Consider the following 17,336-nt stretch of genomic DNA (forward strand, 5'->3'; position numbering starts at 1 on the left):
TCGGCACCGCCGGGCAGTGCTATTCCGATGCTAAGCGACGCCATCGCGCGGGAACTCCACTTGCCGATACGGCGGGTTGAGCGTCTTAGGACGGCTGGTCATCACGGTGCCGTCGTCGTAGGTCACCGACCAGCTATAGCTCATCCCTGCCTGCTGGTCGCTGCGAAACCTGCCGGCCTCCCAGCTGCAGACCGCGCTCTTCTCCCAGGGATGCGGCCACACGCTTGGAGGCCCGCCCTCGGGTTCCACGCTGACCTGCCGGATGCGCCCGGGCGGGACCCCGTCGTCGTCCTCGTCCGCCTGCCGCAGGAAGAAGGGCACCTTTGGCGCGTGCTTCGGCCAGTGGAAGCCGAAGGACGTCTGGTCTCCGCCGACGGGCGTCTGCAGCCCGTAGTGCTCGGGCAGCGCCAGACGGGTCGACAGGTCCCCCAGAACCCTCTGGATCTTGGTCGTCTCCACGCGCCAGGGCCCGTCGTCGTCGTCGGCAGCCATGCCGTCGAGGGCGCGCAGCAGGAACGCGGTGAAGAGGCTGACGTCACCTGGGCGGCCGTAGGCCGGCCGGCCGCTGGTGGTCGCGTAGTAGGTCGCGTTGGCCAGACCGGGGGTGTAGGGCGCGCGGGCGGAGAAGACCGGGTCAAGCGGCGACGTGTATTCCTTGAGAAGACGCCCCGACGCGACCCGGCATGCGTCCACGAAGAACACCTGGCGCGTGGCCCGGTTCTTCAGCATGCCCTCGCGCAGGCCCTCCAGCCAGAAGGCGTCGTTGTACGGCAGCTCGTCGTTCGAGGCGAAGTCGGCCGCGAGCAGCATCAGCTTCGGGTTTGCCAGGACGCCATGGCCGCAGAAGTAGAAGATCAGCGCGTTGCCGTCGGCGAGGTTGCCCCGATCGCGCCAGCGCGTCAGCGCGGCGGTGATGAGCGCCTTGACCGACCTCTCCACGTCGAAGCTGACACCATCGGAGCGAACGAACGGCTCAGGCACCCGCTCAGAGACGAGCAGCTCCACGGTGTCGAGCGGCGCTTGCGGATCGTGGTGGTGGTCGATCAGCCAAGTCGCGAAAGCCCGCGCCGACCGCGGCGGGGACTCGAGCTGGCCCATCCCTTCAGCGAGCTCCGGATCGCCCGCCTTGTCGCCGCCGGGCAGCCAGGGATACGCGCCGACGCCGATCACGATCGCGTGCGTCGAACGGAGCTCGCCCCGCTCCCGGTCCAGCACGAGCGTCACCGCCCCATCCCCCGTGCAATCGCCATGGCGCATTTCAAGCATGGCGCCACCCGGCGGTCAACGCCGGGATGCCGCCGAAACGGGACGAAGCGGGTCGCCACCCCCCGAACGGGAGTTTGACAAGCGATTCCCGCGTGCCCTAGGCTTCCGCGCAGCGGAAAGGCGGGCCACGCGGAATGCGCCCACCCGACGCAACGAAGCGCTTACCCTAGTCGTAGACCCATCTTGAATACATATGGCCGAAAACGCCCCCGGGCGACACCAGGCCGATTCCCCTCGCGGGGGCGCCGAGGACCGAGAGACATGACGAAGAAGACTTCCGCACCTCCACCCGAGTTCGACGCCAAGGCGTTCGGCAAGGCGTTCGACGTGTGGGTCGCGAAGAAGGGCAACCGTCAGAAGCTGACGGCGGCCATGCAGCCCGCCCTGCGCGAGGCGCGCCTCGTCCGCCAGTCGCTCGAGGTCAAGCCCGAGAAGATGGCCGAGGCCGTCACCTTCTGACCGACCCCGCCGCGGCGCAGGTGGGGGCACCGCCGCGCATGATCACCGTTAGGGACTTTGACGAGACGACGCTGAAGGCGCTTCTCGTAGCGGCGAGTCACAACCTGAGCGAGGAGGGCGGCAACCCGTTCGTCGCCGACAAGCGCCAGGTCGAGTTCCTGCTGCGATACCTTTCCCGCCTCGAGACGACCCGCATCGTCGTCGAGCCGCGGTACGTCGACAAGGACTTCCTAGAGGACTTCGCCGCCTACCACGTCCGCAGCTTCCATGCATACGAGAGGCTCTGCACCCGGCTGCACTTCTTCGCGGGCGAGGTGGACGAGCCGCGCCTGCACGCCGCGATGCTCGACCCGGTGGCGGCGAAGGCGTTGAACCTGGACTACCGCGGCTTCGTGGTCGTCCGGCCGCTGCCCGACACGATCATCGGCCGCACCTGCCTGCGGACCTTCAACCAGAAGCCGGGCGTCAAGCGCGTCTACCCGACGCTCTACACGCAGCACGTGAACCTCTTCGGCATCGAACTGGACGTCGAGACGGTGGCCTTCCAGGAGCAGGACCGCGACGTCGCCGCGTGCGCCACCAGCGCGCTCTGGTCGGTCCTGCAGAAGACCGGTCGCCTCTTCCAGCACGCGATCCCCTCGCCCGTGCAGATCACTGGCACCGCAGCGGCCACGGGCGGATACGACGAGCGGATGCTCCCGGCGATCGCCGGCCTGACGATCCGGCAGATCGCCGACGCGCTGCGCTTCGTCGGGCTCGAGCCCCACCTCCTGCCGCTGGAGGTGCACGCCGAGGAGACCGCGCTGCACTTCGAGGGCGGAGGCGGGACGGCGGCGGCAGCGGCTGCCGCGGCCCAGGCGGACGCGGAGCGCCGCCGCCGGCAAGCCGAGGACGAGATCGCCCGCAGCCGGATGAAGCTCCTGCTGGCCACGGCGGCCTACCTCAGCGCGGGCATCCCCTGCATGCTGCTGGTGCGCGTCACCGAGACGTTCGACGGCGAGCTCGACCGGATCGCCAACCACGCCGTCGCCCTGACGGGATACCGGATCGGCGGCGGGGAGGCACAGGACTACGGCGCGACCGGCCTGCGCTTCCGGGCGAGCCGAATCGACCGGCTATTCGTGCACGACGACCATGTCGGCCCGTTCGCGGCGATGGACCTGAAGCCGAAGGGCATGCTGGAGATCGTCTGGCCGAACGGCGGATCGACGACGCCGCTCAGGGCCCGCAGCCACACGCTGGTGGTCCCGCTCAACCACAAGATCCGCATACCCTTCAGCGCCATCCTCGAGCTCGCGATCGCGATCGCCGGCCTGGCGGACAGCGCCCGCAAGACGGTGAAGGACTACGAACGGCTGGGCGGGCGACCGTTCGAGTGGGACATCGCCCTCTCCCCGCTGAAGGACCTGCGGGCGGCCATCGCGGCCGGGCCGCTATCGGAAGGCCGCCGCGTCGAGCTGCTCACCACACCGATGCCGCGCTACGCCTGGCGGATCGCTGCGGTCGAGGGCGAGCGCAGTCTGGTTGAGATCCTGCTCGACGCGACCGACCTCGTGCAGGGCGAGATGCTGATCGACGTCCTGGTCAACGACGAAGCGGCGGGCCAGATGCTCGGATCCCTCTTCGCGACGGCGAATGAGGAATTCGACATATCGCCCGCGCACCGGCGCATCCGGCTGGCCCTCTCGGATCTGGTGAACCGGCAGGAACCGCCCGAGAAGACGGCTGCGGCGGACTAGTCGCCCGCGTTGCGGCCCGGGGGATGTCGTTCTAGCATGAGGACATGCTCCGGGCGATCAAGTCGCGCGGGCGTAACGGGCAGGCAGGGGCGAAAGGGGGCCAAAGATGCCTAGGAAGTTCGTTATACTGAGCCGCACCCGCGGCGCCATCGAATCATTCGGCACCCGCGACCTCCAAGCCTTCGGCGCGGCACCGCCAGTCGTGCGCGAGCAGTCGCTCACCGACGCCGAGGCGGCGTCGATCGCCGCCGAACCGGAGGTCGAGCTGATCGTCCCGGCGATGCGCACACGCCTAATCGAGCCGTTGGCCGCGGACGCGGGCGCGGGCACCAGCGACTGGAGCCTGCAGGCGACCGGCGCCGCCACCTCGAAGTTCGACGGCCGCAGGGTCAAGGTGGCCGTCCTGGACACCGGGATCGACTCCGCCCACCCGGCTTTCGCCGACGTCGATATCCTCGAACGCGACTTCAGCGGGACCGGCGACGGCGACCGCAACGGCCACGGTACCCACTGCGCGGGAACGATCCTCGGACGAGATGTCGGACAGCGCATCGGCGTCGCGCGGGGCGTAAGCAAGCTTTTGGTCGGCAAGGTGCTGGGCGACGACGGCGGCGGCGACTCCAGCATGATATTCGAGGCGATGCAGTGGGCCATGATGGGCGGCGCCAACGTGATCTCGATGTCGCTCGGCTTCGACTTCCCCGGCATGGTGGCTGAGCAGGTCAAGGCGGGGTGGCCGGCCGAGCTCGCAACCTCGAACGCGCTGGAGGCCTACCGCGGCAACTTGCGCATGTTCGACGCGATCATGGCGACCAACGGCGCACTCGGGCCGTTCGGAGAGGGTGCCCTCGTCATCGCGGCCGCAGGCAATGAAAGCAAGCGAGATCAAAACCCCGCTTGGCGGATCGCGGCCTCCCTCCCGGCCGCCGCCAGCGACGTTATTCCCGTCGCCGCGGTCGGCCGATCCGGGAGCGGCCTGAAGGTGGCGGGCTTCTCGAACACCATGGCACTCGTAAGCGGTCCGGGTGTTGACGTCACGTCAGCTTGGCCGGGTGGCGGCCTCAACACCATCAGCGGGACGAGCATGGCCTGCCCGCACGTGGCTGGCCTCGCGGCGCTGTGGTGGCAGTCGATCGAGAAGGACGGCCGACGCGCCACGCCGCTCAACGTGAAGGCAGCGCTGATCCGCTCGGCGACCCACGAAGGGCTCGAAGGCCCGGACTTCGAGGTCGACTATGGTCAAGGGCTCGCAAAGGCCCCCTGAGGCTCGACCAAGCGGAACTGGCCCACGCGACGGACATAGGCTAAAATGGAAGTGGTGGCGCAGAACGCGAATGCCCGGTCGTGGTCGTGATCAAGCTTGGAGATTTCGGCGAAGTACGGCCCCTCTTGTTCCTTAGCTGAGAACCACTACTCACGTTAGCCGGGATGTCCGCGCGCCTTTTCGGCCTTCTGCTCCGCAAACCACGTGATTGGGATGTAGGAATAGTGCCGCGGCCAGATGAGTCATGGCCGCCACATCCCGCCTTTTATTGTGCGGCAGTTCGTCCAGAGGCCCATGCGTGAGGCGGCGTGTGACGCTGCTCACACTTGAGGCGTCGATCCTGCTCGCGATCATGATGGTGGGCGTCACTCAGGTCTGATCTACGTCGGACGCAATATCGCCACGCTTCCCTAACGTCGCTCGGCGTAGCCGCACACAACGCGTGATCCGGCGCTCGCGATCCGCTATTCAGCGGTGATGAAGATCTTCCTACTCGGCGGCGTTCACGAAGGTATACCGACCCAGGAGGTAGAAGCGGCGCGTGCGTCCATGCGAGCGCTGGGTGGTATCCTCGCGCGCACCGGCCATGGCGTTGCTCTCTGCAGCCCGTATCCCGGCTCAATCGACCACGACGCGCTTGAAGGAATTGCGGCATCGGGGCTCAGTTGCGAGATCGAGATGCACTATCCCGAGACACGGGAGAATCAGGCCGCTATCGGAGCGCTAGCACGTGAGCTCGGCGTAAAGATGCGCGAGGTCCAGCATCCCGCCGACCCGGACGGCGGGCCCCGCGAGCAGACGTATTCATGGCTGCTGGCGCAGCTCTCTGCTCTAGACGCCGCGGATCTGGTCGTCGCGGCAGGAGGGCGCCTGTCCGGCTCCGCGAGCATGCTGCTCCGCCTCGCCGAGGCGCGGCGGCGCCCGGTGCTGCCGCTCGGACATCTGGGCGGGGCGGCAGCGCAAAGCCTGGACCGGCTTCGGCACGAACTCGACGACCAGCTAGGAGAGCTAAGGTCCTGGCTGCGCTTCCCCGATCCGATCGAACACCTCAGTAAGGCTATCGATCAGATGGTCGGCGGACGCATGCGTCGCAGCGACGAAGAACCAACCAGCTTCTTCATCAGCTACTCGCGCCACCGCCAAGCGGAGGCGGATCTGGTCGAGACACTCCTCAGGCGCCGGGGCAGGACGGTGTTCCGCGATGACCAGGCGTTCGATCCAAGCGCCGAGCTGCACGACGAGATCGAGAATGCAATCCGCTCATCCGACGTGTTTGTGGCGCTGTGGTCGGCGGAATACGCCTGCAGTCCGTGGTGCCACGACGAGATGACTCTGGCGCTCGAGCTGCTCGGCGAGAGGCGCATCGACGTGTGGCTGCTCACCCTCGACGAGACCAGGATCGTCCCCCGGGCGGCGCGCGGCCTGATCAAGCAGCCCTGCGGGAGTCGGGAGGAGCTGGCGGCGACCATGCTCAAGCTGCTGGAGAAGGCGACAAGGCCTAACGCAGCCTGAATGAGAAGAGTCTCTGTCCAGCCCTCCGGACCGATGCTCAACTGCTGCCGGACTGATGCTCCTTGCGCTTTCTTTGCCCGTCGAGGAGCGCCTCGGCGGGACCGGTTCTTTCAAGGATGAGCTCGGCTCGAGGTAATCGCTTCCCACTCCGAAGAATGGTCCGCTCGGTACTCGCCAACCACCCGAACCGCACGCGCACGCACTTCAGGGGAGAATTTGTTCGTCGTCTCGCTCTTTCCGGTTGCTCCTACTCACAAGTTGAATCCTCCGCAAAACCCGGGGCGCTTCCGTGCGAAACTGATCGTAAGAGCGAGCAGCCCTGCGACGTCGAGGGTCCATCCAGCGATCAACGCGCTGGTCCAAATCGCCTTGGAAAGTGGCACCGCGCTTCCTACAAATGAGACAGAGGCTGCGAACAAGGCCGTGTGCGCAAGCGCTACAAAGCTGTCGCGAGCTGCTTCGTTCTGAGCGTGTGCTTGATCCAGAGCTTGCAGCTCATGTTTTGCGGCGTCTGGCGAGCGCAGATACATCGGATAACTGAAACCATAACGGAGGATATTTGATATGGCCGACAAAAAATTGCTCTTCATCGCGTTTGCCATTGAGGACGAACGCCAGCGTGACTTCCTTAAGGGTCAGTCGCTTCATCCCCGGCAGCCCTTCGAGTTTATAGATATGTCGGTGAAGGAGCCCTACGATAAGGACTGGAAGGATCGCGTCCGTACCCGAATCAAGCGATCCGATGGCGTGATCGTGTTGGTCAGCAAGAACTCGGCGGCGTCCACCGGCCAGAAGTGGGAAATTTCCTGCGCCAAGGAAGAGAAGAAGCCGATCCGCGGCATCTACGCCTACAAGGATGATCGTTCGTCGATAGATGGCGTGGCGACGGTCGCATGGAGCGACGCCAATATCACCAGCTTCATCGATTCACTCTGAGCTGGAGGCGACGGTGCGCAAGGCTCTAATCGTCGGCATCGACCATTACGAGAACATCAGCAACCTCAGCGGATGCGTCAACGATGCGCATTCTGTGAAGGCCATGTTGGAACGCCACGCCGATGGCACCGTCAACTTCGCAACACCCAAGCTCATGACCGGAACCGGCCCAAGCGATCCGGTCGATCGGGACGAGCTCAAGGCAGCCGTGCGCGAGCTTTACGCCGACGATGCAGACATTGCCCTGTTCTATTTCGCCGGGCACGGCTTCATCGAGGACACCGGCGGCTATCTCTGCACCAGCGATAGCCGCAGCGGCGACGACGGCGTTCCGCTTTCAGATATCATGACGCTCGCTGCAAAGTCCGCCGCGAAGAACAAGATCATCATCCTCGATAGCTGCCATAGCGGCGCGGCCGGGGAGCGCCCCACCCATCCAGCCGCCGAGATCCGCGACGGGATGACGATTCTGACCGCCTCGACCGCTGAGCAATACGCGATGGAGGTCGAAGGTGGCGGGGCCGGCGTGTTCACTAGCCTGTTCGTCGATGCGCTCGGTGGTGCGGCTGCCAATCTGCTGGGTGATGTTACCCCCGGCAGCGTTTACGCGCATATCGATCAGTCTCTTGGGCCGTGGAAGCAGCGTCCGGTGTTCAAGACGAACGTCAAGACCTTCGTATCGCTGCGCAAGGCGGCGCCACCGATCGCGCTGATTGATCTTCAGGCGATCGCCAAGCACTTCCCGACCGCAACCTACCAACTCCCCCTAGATCCGGCGTTCGAGCCCGAGCGTTCGGAGGAGCAGAAGAAGGATGCGTCCCTTCCGCCGCCTGACCCGGAGAAGACCGCCGTCTTCGCGGTCCTCCAGCGCTACGTTAAGGTAAACCTCGTCCGCCCCGTCGATGCCCCGCATATGTGGCACGCCGCGATGGGCAGCAAAGCGTGCGAGCTGACCGTGTTGGGACAGCATTATCGGAGTCTCGTTGAAAGCGGGCTGATCTAAAATGACCAAGCCCTTCGACGCAAATACTCGTAAAACCTTGGTCGATCGCCTCGCCGCAATCGAGCATGAGCGGTGGTCGCACTGGCAGCGTTACATGCACGGTAAGGCAGCTAGGCAGGACGATGGATCGCTGCTGATCCCCGCCGACCTTGTTGCGCGCTGGGAAAAGCAGATCGCAACCGACTATGCCGATCTTTCCGCCGATGAGCAGGAAAGCGACAGGGAGCAGGTCGAGCGTTACCTGCCTATTATCGAGGACGCTTTTCGTTCAGACGACGCGCCGGCATGACCTGGCGCATCATTCGTCTGGCATATCGCTGATCCTGTATTTTTCGCCGTTGTGAGCAATCCGCATCTCGACCTCGACAGCATCGCCGGGCGCTATATGACGTGACCCCAATCTATCATCCAGCTGCGACCAGAGACCGACCGGTGTTGTGACGGTCCCCCGGTTTCTCATCCGGGGATGATGCGAGCTTCCGGCCTGCATCCGCCGGGGTTAACCCCGGCGGATGCAGCATATTCGGCTGGCGTCAGCCAGCCAAGCGCCGTGTGAGGACGGCTCTCGTATAGTCCCGCCGCCAGGCCTCGATCTTGGCGCGAGCATCCGCCAGCGACAGGAACCAGTGGCTGTTCAGGCACTCGTCGCGAGCCGACCATCAAAGCTCTCGACGAAGGCGCTGTCGGTCGGCTTGCCCGGCCGCGAGAAATCAAGCGTGACGCCGTTCTCATACGCCCACCGGTCAAGCGCCTTCGAGATGAACTCACTGCCCTGGTCGACGCGGATCGATGCCGGATAACCCACCTCGGCGCACACCTGTTCGAGCACGTCTACGACATCCGGTGCGCGAAAGCTGAATCGCGGCACGATGGTCGGCGAGAACCGGCTGAAGGTGTCGACCACCGTCAGGATTCGCAGCTTCGGCCCTGTCGCGAGTTGGTCATGAACGAAGTCCATGGCCCATACCTCACTCGAACAAGACGCCGCGGAGCGGCCTTCTCTCAGCTTCGCCTATTCCGATGGCGAATACACCAACTATCCCGCCGGCCCTTGCCCGCTGGAGGTGCAGACCGCCGCCACGACACGGTGCAGCCTGACCGGCCGCCGCCTCGCCTCGTTGCCGCGCTTCGCGATCACCGCAGGGCTGGATTATCAGCGGCCCGTGGGTGACGGGGAGGTCTTCGTCCACGTCGAGATCGCTTCACGCAGCGGCTTCAACGGTGACCCCAGCCTGTCGCGCTTCACCTATGTCCGCGGCTATAACCTGACCAATGCTAACCTCGGCTACCGCTTCGCCGATGGGCTAGAGCTGATCGTCTGGGCACGCAACCTGCTCGACGCCGATTACATCCAGAACCTGACGATCCAGGCGGGCAATTCGGGCCTCATCGTCGGCACCCCTAGCGACCCGCGTACCATCCGGGGGGACGATCCGCTTCCGCATGTGATCCTTCTCAAGCAGATGAACAAACGGCGGAATTTGGGAAGCGGGGGGCGGGGCGCGAGCGTCTGAATGTGGGTCCTCCTTACCACAGGCGGCGAACGCCATCGCCCCTCCGGTTAAGCTGGAAGAACGATGGCCATAACTCACGCGGTCGCGCCACCATCGATGTTGAGCGTGGTGCCGGTGATGTAGCTCGCATCGGGGCCAGCGAGGAACGCGACCGCGCCGGCAATCTCCTCGACCTTGCCGTAGCGGCCGAGCGGGATCGCTTGCAGCACCTGCCCGGCGAATTCGCTGTCGGCAGGGTTCATATCGGTATCGATCGGCCCCGGCTGTACGGTGTTAACCAGTATGTTGCGCGACGCGAGGTCCTTGGCCCAGCCGCGCGCCAGTGCCGCCACTGCTGCCTTGGATGCACTGTAGACGGTGGTCGCAGGGAAGGCCATTTCGCCCGAGATGCTGCCGATCAGGATGATCCGCCCGCCATCGCGAAGATGCGGCAGGGCGGCGCGGATCCCGACGTGCAGGCCCTTCACGTTGACGCCGAATTGACGGTCGTACGTCTCGTCGGTGTCTTCGGTCACGGCGGCAAACTCGGCCACACCGGCATTGTGCACGAGTATGTCGATGCCACCCAGGGCGGCGGCGGCCTGTTCGACGCCCGCCCGCTGCGAGGCCGGGTCGGCGGCATCGGCCTGGAAGGCGAAGGCGGTGCCGCCCGCACTTTCAATCGCCGCCACGGTGGCGTCGGCCGCCGCCTTGTTGCCGGCATAGGTGATCACCACGGTGGCGCCATCGGCCGCCAGCCGCTTGGCGATGGGCGAGCCGATGCCGCGCGATCCGCCGGTGACGAGCGCGCTCTTGCCCTGAAACGACATATGTACTCTCCAAAAATGCTGGCCCGCGATCACGGCGTCGTGTGCTGTCGGCAGGCAGGAAATGGGATAATGCTTCAACAGTTCAATAATCCCGAACTATCAAATCTGCCATCGTGCCCTATATTTGTCGCATGCCTCGCTTCACCCATCCCCGGCTGGAGGACGTGCCGCTCGATCTGGCGCTCCACGCGTTGGCCGATCCCAATCGGCTAGGCATGGTGGCGCGGCTCGCCGCTACTGAGCGTTTGAGCTGCACCGACGCCGCGCCGTGCGAGTCCATCCCGAAAAGCACGTTGTCCAACCATCTCAAGCTGCTGCGCGCGGCGGGACTGATTGAAACCACGCAGGCCGGGCGCGAGATGATCAACACGCTGCGCCGCGCCGAATTCGACCAGCGGTTTCCCGGTCTGCTCGACGCAGTGCTCGCCAATCGGCCGGCCTGATTATAGGCTGATCGCGTCGAGTTCGGTCACCGCGTCCTCGGGCAGCGTCAGCGAGGCTGCGGCGACGTTTTCGTGGAGGTGCGCGACCGACGAGGTGCCGGGGATCAACAGGATGTTGGGCGAGCGCTGGAGCAGCCAGGCCAGCGCCACTTGCATCGGTGTCGCCTCCAGCCGTGCCGCCACGTCGGAGAGCGCCGCCGACTGGAGCGGGCTGAACCCGCCGAGCGGGAAGAACGGGACATAGGCGATGCCCTCCGCCGCCAGCCCGTCGATGAAGGCATCGTCGTCGCGGTGGGCGAGGTTGTACTGGTTCTGGACGCAGGCGATCTCGGCGATGTCACGGGCTTCCTCGAACTGTGTCGGCGTCACGTTGCTGAGGCCGATATGGCGCACCAGCCCCTGGCGTTGGAGATCCGCCACAGCCTTGAGCGGCGCGGCGAGCGATCCCTCGGCGGGGCCGTGGACATCGAACATCAGGCGCAGGTTGACGACGTCGAGCATCTCCAGCCCGAGGTTCGTCAGATTGTCCTCGACCGCGTGAACCAGTTCGTCCGGCTCGAACGCGGGCAGCCAGGATGCATCATCGCCACGCCGCGCACCGATCTTGGTCACGATCAGCAGGTCGTCGGGGTAGGGGGCCAGCGCTTCATGGATCAGCCGGTTGGTGACGTGCGGGCCGTAGAAGTCGCTGGTGTCGATATGGTCGACCCCGGCCTCGACGGCAGCGCGCAGGACGGCGAGCGCCGCATCATGGTCGCGCGGCGGGCCGAACACGCCGGGGCCGGCGAGTTGCATCGCGCCATAGCCGAGCCGCTTCACCGCGCGTCCGGCGAAGGAAAAGGTGCCTGCCTGGTCGATCGTCATCGTCATTCTCCTGTGCTGGCTGCGGGATACGGCTTGCGGATCATCGCGATAAGCCGGAGTGATCCGTACGGGCTGTCCGGAAAACCGAACGATGAAGGCTGACCTTGCCGATCTCAACGCCTTCCTGGCGGTCGCGCAAGCGCGCGGATTCCGCGATGCGGCGCGGGTCGCCGGTTCGAGCGCGTCGACGCTCAGCGAGGCAGTACGCCGACTGGAGGCGCGGCTGGGCGTCCGACTGCTCCATCGCACCACGCGCAGCGTCGTGCCGACCGAGGTCGGGACGCGGCTCCTCGAGCGACTGGCGCCGGCGCTGGGCGAGGTCGAGTCGGCGCTCGATGTCGTCAACCTGTTCCGAGACCGGCCGGCAGGTACGCTCAGGCTCAACGTGCCGGTCAGTGCGGCGCGGTTGGTGATGCCGGCGATCCTGCCCGGCTTCCTCGCCGCCTATCCCGACATCCAGGTCGAGATCGTCGCCGAGGACGGATTCGTCGACATGGTGGCATCGGGTTGCGACGCTGGCATCCGCTATGACGAACGGTTGGAGCAGGACATGATCGCGGTGCCGATCGGCCCACGTTTCCAGCGTTTCGCGACGGCGGCGTCTCCGGCCTATCTCGACGCACATGGGCGGCCCGGCCATCCGCGCGACCTACTGCATCATGCCTGTTTGCGTGGCCGGTTTACAAGCGGGGCGCTGACCAGCCCATGGGAGTTTGAGCGCTCGGGCGAGATCGTGCGGATCGAACCACAGGGGCCGCTGATCGCCAGCGTGGCTGGCGCGGCGGATTTGCTGGTTGATGTCGCGGTCGCGGGAGGTGGGATAGTCTCGCTATTCGAGGACTGGCTTCGGCCGGCGCTCGACCGCAGCGCACTTGAAGCGGTGCTGCCGGAATGGTGGCAGTCCTTCTCGGGCCCGTTCCTCTACTATTCTGGCCGCCGCCTTGTGCCCCCGCCGCTGCGCGCGTTTCTCGATTTCATTCACAGCTAGGGCGCTTCAGCGGGCCCTGACAATGCGTCGGGTAGCGGCGTACTCCGAAGAGTGAAAAATCAAGCGCGGGGGGGGGGGGGCGGCAATTGGCCTGCTCTCCAGCTGGATGAACGGCGGAAGTCGGCGAGCAAGTATTAGTCGCGGAATGGCGGGTTTTGGGTCTCAGCACGGCTAAGGTGAGCGGCTTTCGCTTCTGCGGCGTTGACGCTGAAGCAAGGAGAACGTTTAGTGACCGCCAAGGTCCTCACCGAAACGTGGAACGAGGCGCCGCGAGTGCGCTTGCTCGCCGATAGACGTGTGGTTCAAGATGGCCGCTACGTCCTCTGCTGGCTGCAGCAGGCACTGCGTGCCCGAGACAATCCAGTCGTGGACGCAGCAGTCCGTCTGGGAAATGCGCTAGGCCTACCCGTCCTGGTCTATCACGGCGTGCGGGAGGATTACCCTTACGCGTCTGATCGGCTGCACCGGTTCATCCTGGGTGCGAGTGTCGATCTCGCCGCCGGTTGTTGCGAGCGAGGGCTCGCGTGCGTGCAGCACGTCGACCGCGCCGAACGACGAGAAAAGGGGTTGGTCCATCGCCTCGCCGAAGAAGCTGCGGCGGTGGTGCTGGAAGATCACCCGACCTTTGTCGCGCGATGGCAAGCGGAGCGCGTCGCCGCGCGGGCTAAGGTGGCGGTATTCGCCGTCAACGCCGCCTGCCTGGTGCCGCCGGTGTTGATCGGCGACGATGTTCGCGGCCGATCCGGTTTCCTGCGGCGGCACGAGCCGGAGCGCAATGCCTGGTCGACGTGGAACGACGAGACATCCGACGTGGGGCCTTACACGGGTGACCTGCCGTTCACGCCCGACCTGCTCGAGAAGATCAATCTCGACGATCTGGTCGCTAGTCTCGACATCGACCATTCCCTACCGGTCAGCGAAATGCATCCGCCAGGCCGCGTCGCAGCGAGCGAGCGTCTCGCCCGATTGGTGACCGAGGTCCTGCCTGTCTACGCCGCATCCCGGAACGATGCCACACGGAGCGAGGGCGCCAGCGGCCTCTCGCCATACCTGCACTTCGGCGTACTCGGCCCACGCGAGATCATGGCGGCCGTGAACACCGCCTCGGCAGGCGGACAGCATAAGCGCAAGTTCGCAGACGAGCTGCTCGGCTGGCGAGAATGGTTCCACTATCAGGCCAGGCAGCTGGCGGCGCCGGAGCGATACGATCGCGTCGCTGACTGGGCCCGCCGCACGCTCGCCGACCACGCCGTCGATCCTCGCCCGGAGATGGAGACGCTCACTGCGATGTTGGCGGGCGAGACGAGCGATGAGACATGGAATGCGTGTCAGCGGCAGTTCCTCATCGATGGCTGGATGCACAACAACCTCCGCATGTACTGGGGCAAGCGGATCATCGCGATGACGGGCAGCCCAGAGGCCGCATGGGCCACCGCCTGCTACCTCAACGATCGGCTCAGCCTCGACGGTCGTGATCCCAGCACCTACGGCAACATCGCCGCCATGTTCGCCGGATCGCCGTCCGATCGAGAAAGACGAATCTACGGGCGTGTGGCCACCCGCAGCGACGGTTCCACGCGAAAGAGAGAGGGCGGCGACGCATGGCTCGCTGCGTCAGCGATCCGAGCAGCGCCAACGCCGGTTCTCGGAAACGTGCCGGTGGACCCGTATCTCACCGGTGCGCCGGCGATCTAGGCACTACGTCAAAGCGCGATCACCAGAGTCGATTTCAACGAACGACCGCTCTCGGGAAGCGGCCTTAAATCGTTGAATGTCCGGGTCTGGGTCCTCTTTGCCACCATCAGCTGATCACAGTGTCTCGTAGTACCGGTCGAGATCCAAGCCATAGTCACAGCGCCATGGTCGCTGTTGGTGCGGCCTGGAGCCGTTCGATGTCGGCACGGGGAGGCGCACCGAACAGTCGCCTGTATTCGCGGCTAAATTGCGATGGGCTCTCATAGCCGACGGCGAATCCTGCCGTGCTCGCCGTGGCGCCGCCTGCCAGCATCAGGCGTCTGGCCTCCTGCAACCGCAGCTGTTTCTGATACTCCAGCGGCGTCATACGGGTGATCGCCTTGAAATGTGCGTGGAGCGAGGAGGGGCTCATGCCGGCCTCGGCTGCGACGTCGTGGATGCGGATCGGCGCATCGAACTGGCGGCGGATGGCGGCGATCGCGCGGCTGACCTGATTAAGATGGCTGCCAGCGGTCGCGACGTGGCGAAGCATGGGTCCGTGCGGACCGGTGAGCAGACGGTAAAGAATTTCGCGCTCTATCAGCGGCGCCAGCGGGCGGATCGTATCGGGTCGGTCGAGCAGCCCAACTAGTCGGCATGCCGCATCAATCAGGTCGGGATCGCCGGGGTAGACTCCGAGCACCGGCAGATCGGTACGAGCTGCCCCGCCGCCCTCGCTTGCCATCAGATCGGCCAGCATCGCGGTATCGAGATCGATCTTGCAGCAGAGATAGGGTCGCTCGGGACTTGCCTCGAGCACATGACCGACGAGCGGCAAGTCGACCGAGACGAGGAGGTAATGCGCCGCATCGTAGACAAGGCTGTGCTCCCCGATCGACACGCGCTTCGAACCTTGGGCGATCAGGCAAAGCGAGGCTTCGTAGACGGCAGGCGTCGGGGTGCTCGGCGCGTCGGCCCGGATCAGCGACACACGCGACATCGCCGTGGTGCAAATACCTGTGTTGACGACGTGCCGATCGATGACGGCGGCGAGTTCGGCGATCCGATCCATGCCGATAACTCTTCCCCACTCGCCCGTCGGGAGCAAGGCTCAGGCCCGGATCCTGGAGGATCGTGCAAGCCATCAGGGCGATCGGTCTACCGCCTGAGACGGGCGATGGACCATCTGCGCCCGGTCACTGCAACGGAAGGACTGCATCATGGCAGGATATATCGACAAGGTCGTCCTCATCACCGGCGCGTCGAGCGGGATCGGCGAAGCTACTACGCGCGAACTGGCTGCGACCCGCGCGCGGCTATTCATCGGCGCGCGTCGCGCAGAGCGCCTGAAGGCACTGGCCGAGGAGTTGGGCGATGCCGTCTCCTGGTGCGAGCTCGACGTTACCGACGGCGCCCATTTCGACGCGTTCGTCGAGGCCGCCGCGGCCCGCTTCGGGCGTGTCGACGTATTGGTGAACAATGCGGGCGTGATGCCGCTATCGCCGCTCGCTGCGCTCAAGCGCGACGAGTGGAAGCGGATGGTCGACGTCAACATCCACGGCGTCCTCAATGGCATCGCCGCGGTCCTGCCGCGGTTCGTGGCGCAGCGGAGCGGCCATGTCGTCAATGTCGCCTCGGTCGCTGCGCACATGGTGATGCCGACCGCCGCGGTTTATTGCGCCACCAAGCATGCCGTGCGCGCCATTACCGAGGGGCTGCGGCAGGAGCATGACCAGGTCCGCTCAACTTTGATCTCGCCGGGCGTCGTCGCGACCGAGTTGGGTCATGACATCACCGATCCGGAGGTCGCTGCGGCACTGACTGGATGGCGGAAGAAGTCGCTGACACCGGACGCGATCGCACGCGCCGTTCGCTACGCCATCGAGCAGCCAGAGGGTGTCGACATCAACGAGGTGATCGTACGCCCAACCGCAGCGGACATGTGAATGCGGGGGCTCTGCCTCGCGATCAGGCCGTCGATCTACGCACAAGAAAAGCGAAGGGCCGCCCCGGAGGGACGGCCCTTCCATTGTCGGCCGGAGCCGGCGATTGTTCAGGCAAGAATCCGACCCGCAGAAGCGATCATGCGCTCACCTGTTGCCGATGCCGGCGTATGACAATGAGACATCTGACCACCTCCTTTCCGTTGTTGACGATCGATGGAAGATGGCCCTGCTGCCGGTGTATTCAAGGCCCACGTCGGGGCTGGCCCATCAGCAGCCCCATGCCACTGAGTGATCGATGTTGTCCCGCACGTAGAAAAGTAGATGATACTCGGTTCTGGGGGAGAGCGCAGGTTTACGTCTGCTTCCATTGCTCAATGGCGCTTCTGTAGTCCGCCTCCGCGGAGGCGCGTCTCTCCTCGAGTTCCTTCATTCTTCCCGCGTGCTCGCCTTCAAGCGCACGGCGGACCCGGCGAACTTCGGCTTCGCGCTCTTCCAGTTCGCGTCTCTGCTCCGCATAGGCGAGTTCGGCCACTCTCACTGCCTCCACGGCGGCATCAAGCTTCTTCCGGCTGGGCGGAGGAACGGGCCTGCGCTTGTTCTTTGCGGCAGGTGTCGCTGTGCGACGATCGGCATTCTTGCTACGCAATTTGGCTGGTTTTATTGGCGCCTCCGGTAACGCGGCGAGATGGTCAGCCATGGTGCCGCGAGCTTTACGAATGACCTCGCCGGGGCGGGACAGCGGCTCCTCCATGAGTTTGGGGTCCAGCACCTCTTCCGCCATGCCGCGAGTGAAGAGGTTTGCTGTCGCTCCCCACGCTGTGAGAGCAGCCTTCTGGCTGGGTGCTGCAACATAGGCATCGTGGAAACCAATTGACGTTCGAAAGACCTTGAGCTTGCGTGGCATCTGACGAAAACGCTC

18 protein-coding genes and 1 pseudogene are annotated in these 17,336 nt (G+C 65.2%); 12 read left to right on the forward strand and 7 right to left on the reverse strand.

Annotated elements, in window-relative coordinates; translation table 11 throughout:
- Positions 1–30: 30 nt before the first annotated feature.
- Entirely contained in the window at positions 31–1,224 is a 1,194-nt protein-coding gene (locus tag PGN23_RS06860) for a caspase family protein (protein WP_335302161.1), read from the reverse strand.
- A gap of 303 nt (positions 1,225–1,527) precedes the next feature.
- Between PGN23_RS06860 and PGN23_RS06865 the strand changes: the two genes are divergently transcribed.
- The 4 genes from PGN23_RS06865 (at position 1,528) to PGN23_RS06880 (ending at position 6,240) form a co-directional block, all read left to right on the forward strand.
- Positions 1,528–1,725 (forward strand): hypothetical protein, encoded by a 198-nt coding sequence (locus PGN23_RS06865; protein WP_335302162.1) that lies wholly within the window; start codon positions 1,528–1,530, stop codon positions 1,723–1,725.
- A 38-nt stretch (positions 1,726–1,763) separates the two neighbouring features.
- Positions 1,764–3,464: a hypothetical protein gene (locus tag PGN23_RS06870; RefSeq protein ID WP_335302163.1), complete on the forward strand. Its 1,701-nt coding sequence runs from the start codon at positions 1,764–1,766 to the stop codon at positions 3,462–3,464.
- Between the two features lie 106 nt (positions 3,465–3,570).
- Complete coding sequence (locus PGN23_RS06875; protein WP_335302164.1) at positions 3,571–4,728, forward strand: S8 family peptidase; 1,158 nt, start codon at positions 3,571–3,573, stop codon at positions 4,726–4,728.
- Positions 4,729–5,205: 477 nt separating this feature from the next.
- Positions 5,206–6,240, forward strand: coding sequence for a toll/interleukin-1 receptor domain-containing protein (locus tag PGN23_RS06880; RefSeq protein ID WP_335302165.1), 1,035 nt, complete (start codon positions 5,206–5,208; stop codon positions 6,238–6,240).
- Positions 6,241–6,491: 251 nt separating this feature from the next.
- Here PGN23_RS06880 and PGN23_RS06885 read toward each other — a convergent pair whose 3' ends face one another.
- The gene (locus PGN23_RS06885) at positions 6,492–6,830 is read right to left on the reverse strand and encodes a hypothetical protein (RefSeq protein WP_335302166.1); all 339 of its coding nucleotides are present in this window, start codon (positions 6,828–6,830) and stop codon (positions 6,492–6,494) included.
- Between PGN23_RS06885 and PGN23_RS06890 the strand changes: the two genes are divergently transcribed.
- From PGN23_RS06890 to PGN23_RS06900, 3 genes are read left to right on the forward strand one after another with little or no spacing between them, the layout of a single operon-like run.
- A complete protein-coding gene (locus tag PGN23_RS06890; RefSeq protein ID WP_335302167.1) occupies positions 6,805–7,176 on the forward strand; it encodes a TIR domain-containing protein in 372 nt (123 codons plus the stop codon). The genes PGN23_RS06885 and PGN23_RS06890 overlap by 26 nt on opposite strands.
- A gap of 13 nt (positions 7,177–7,189) precedes the next feature.
- A complete protein-coding gene (locus PGN23_RS06895) occupies positions 7,190–8,179 on the forward strand; it encodes a caspase family protein (RefSeq protein WP_335302168.1) in 990 nt (329 codons plus the stop codon).
- Position 8,180: 1 nt separating this feature from the next.
- Entirely contained in the window at positions 8,181–8,468 is a 288-nt protein-coding gene (locus PGN23_RS06900) for a hypothetical protein (protein ID WP_335302169.1), read from the forward strand.
- A 167-nt stretch (positions 8,469–8,635) separates the two neighbouring features.
- Here PGN23_RS06900 and PGN23_RS06905 read toward each other — a convergent pair.
- Positions 8,636–9,191: pseudogene (locus PGN23_RS06905) on the reverse strand (integrase core domain-containing protein); the annotation flags it as partial.
- On the opposite strand from PGN23_RS06905, the gene PGN23_RS06910 reads away from it, so the two are divergent.
- Entirely contained in the window at positions 9,136–9,693 is a 558-nt protein-coding gene (locus PGN23_RS06910) for a TonB-dependent receptor (RefSeq protein WP_335302170.1), read from the forward strand. The pseudogene PGN23_RS06905 and the gene PGN23_RS06910 overlap by 56 nt on opposite strands.
- 74 nt (positions 9,694–9,767) lie before the next feature.
- Here the strand turns inward: PGN23_RS06910 and PGN23_RS06915 are convergent, their stop codons facing one another.
- Entirely contained in the window at positions 9,768–10,502 is a 735-nt protein-coding gene (locus PGN23_RS06915; protein WP_335304539.1) for an SDR family oxidoreductase, read from the reverse strand.
- Positions 10,503–10,633: 131 nt separating this feature from the next.
- On the opposite strand from PGN23_RS06915, the gene PGN23_RS06920 reads away from it, so the two are divergent.
- On the forward strand, positions 10,634–10,945 hold the full coding sequence (locus PGN23_RS06920) for an ArsR/SmtB family transcription factor (RefSeq protein WP_335302171.1): 312 nt from the start codon (positions 10,634–10,636) through the stop codon (positions 10,943–10,945).
- Here the strand turns inward: PGN23_RS06920 and PGN23_RS06925 are convergent, their stop codons facing one another.
- The gene (locus PGN23_RS06925) at positions 10,946–11,809 is read right to left on the reverse strand and encodes an aldo/keto reductase family oxidoreductase (protein WP_335302172.1); all 864 of its coding nucleotides are present in this window, start codon (positions 11,807–11,809) and stop codon (positions 10,946–10,948) included.
- A gap of 91 nt (positions 11,810–11,900) precedes the next feature.
- Between PGN23_RS06925 and PGN23_RS06930 the strand changes: the two genes are divergently transcribed.
- Together PGN23_RS06930 and PGN23_RS06935 are read left to right on the forward strand one after the other, a co-directional pair.
- Positions 11,901–12,797, forward strand: a complete 897-nt coding sequence (locus PGN23_RS06930; protein WP_335304540.1) for a LysR family transcriptional regulator — start codon at positions 11,901–11,903, stop codon at positions 12,795–12,797.
- A 228-nt stretch (positions 12,798–13,025) separates the two neighbouring features.
- Complete coding sequence (locus tag PGN23_RS06935) at positions 13,026–14,492, forward strand: deoxyribodipyrimidine photo-lyase (protein WP_335302173.1); 1,467 nt, start codon at positions 13,026–13,028, stop codon at positions 14,490–14,492.
- Positions 14,493–14,646: 154 nt separating this feature from the next.
- Here the strand turns inward: PGN23_RS06935 and PGN23_RS06940 are convergent, their stop codons facing one another.
- On the reverse strand, positions 14,647–15,543 hold the full coding sequence (locus PGN23_RS06940; protein ID WP_335302174.1) for an AraC family transcriptional regulator: 897 nt from the start codon (positions 15,541–15,543) through the stop codon (positions 14,647–14,649).
- Between the two features lie 148 nt (positions 15,544–15,691).
- Between PGN23_RS06940 and PGN23_RS06945 the strand changes: the two genes are divergently transcribed.
- Positions 15,692–16,417 carry an SDR family oxidoreductase gene (locus PGN23_RS06945; protein ID WP_335302175.1) on the forward strand — a complete coding sequence of 242 codons (726 nt, stop codon included), beginning with the start codon at positions 15,692–15,694 and terminating at the stop codon, positions 16,415–16,417.
- Positions 16,418–16,769: 352 nt separating this feature from the next.
- On the opposite strand, the gene PGN23_RS06950 is transcribed toward PGN23_RS06945, so the two are convergent.
- A complete protein-coding gene (locus PGN23_RS06950; protein WP_335302176.1) occupies positions 16,770–17,321 on the reverse strand; it encodes a hypothetical protein in 552 nt (183 codons plus the stop codon).
- Positions 17,322–17,336: the final 15 nt, after the last annotated feature.

This window comes from Sphingomonas adhaesiva, from assembly GCF_036946125.1.
Lineage (GTDB): Bacteria > Pseudomonadota > Alphaproteobacteria > Sphingomonadales > Sphingomonadaceae > Sphingomonas > Sphingomonas adhaesiva_A.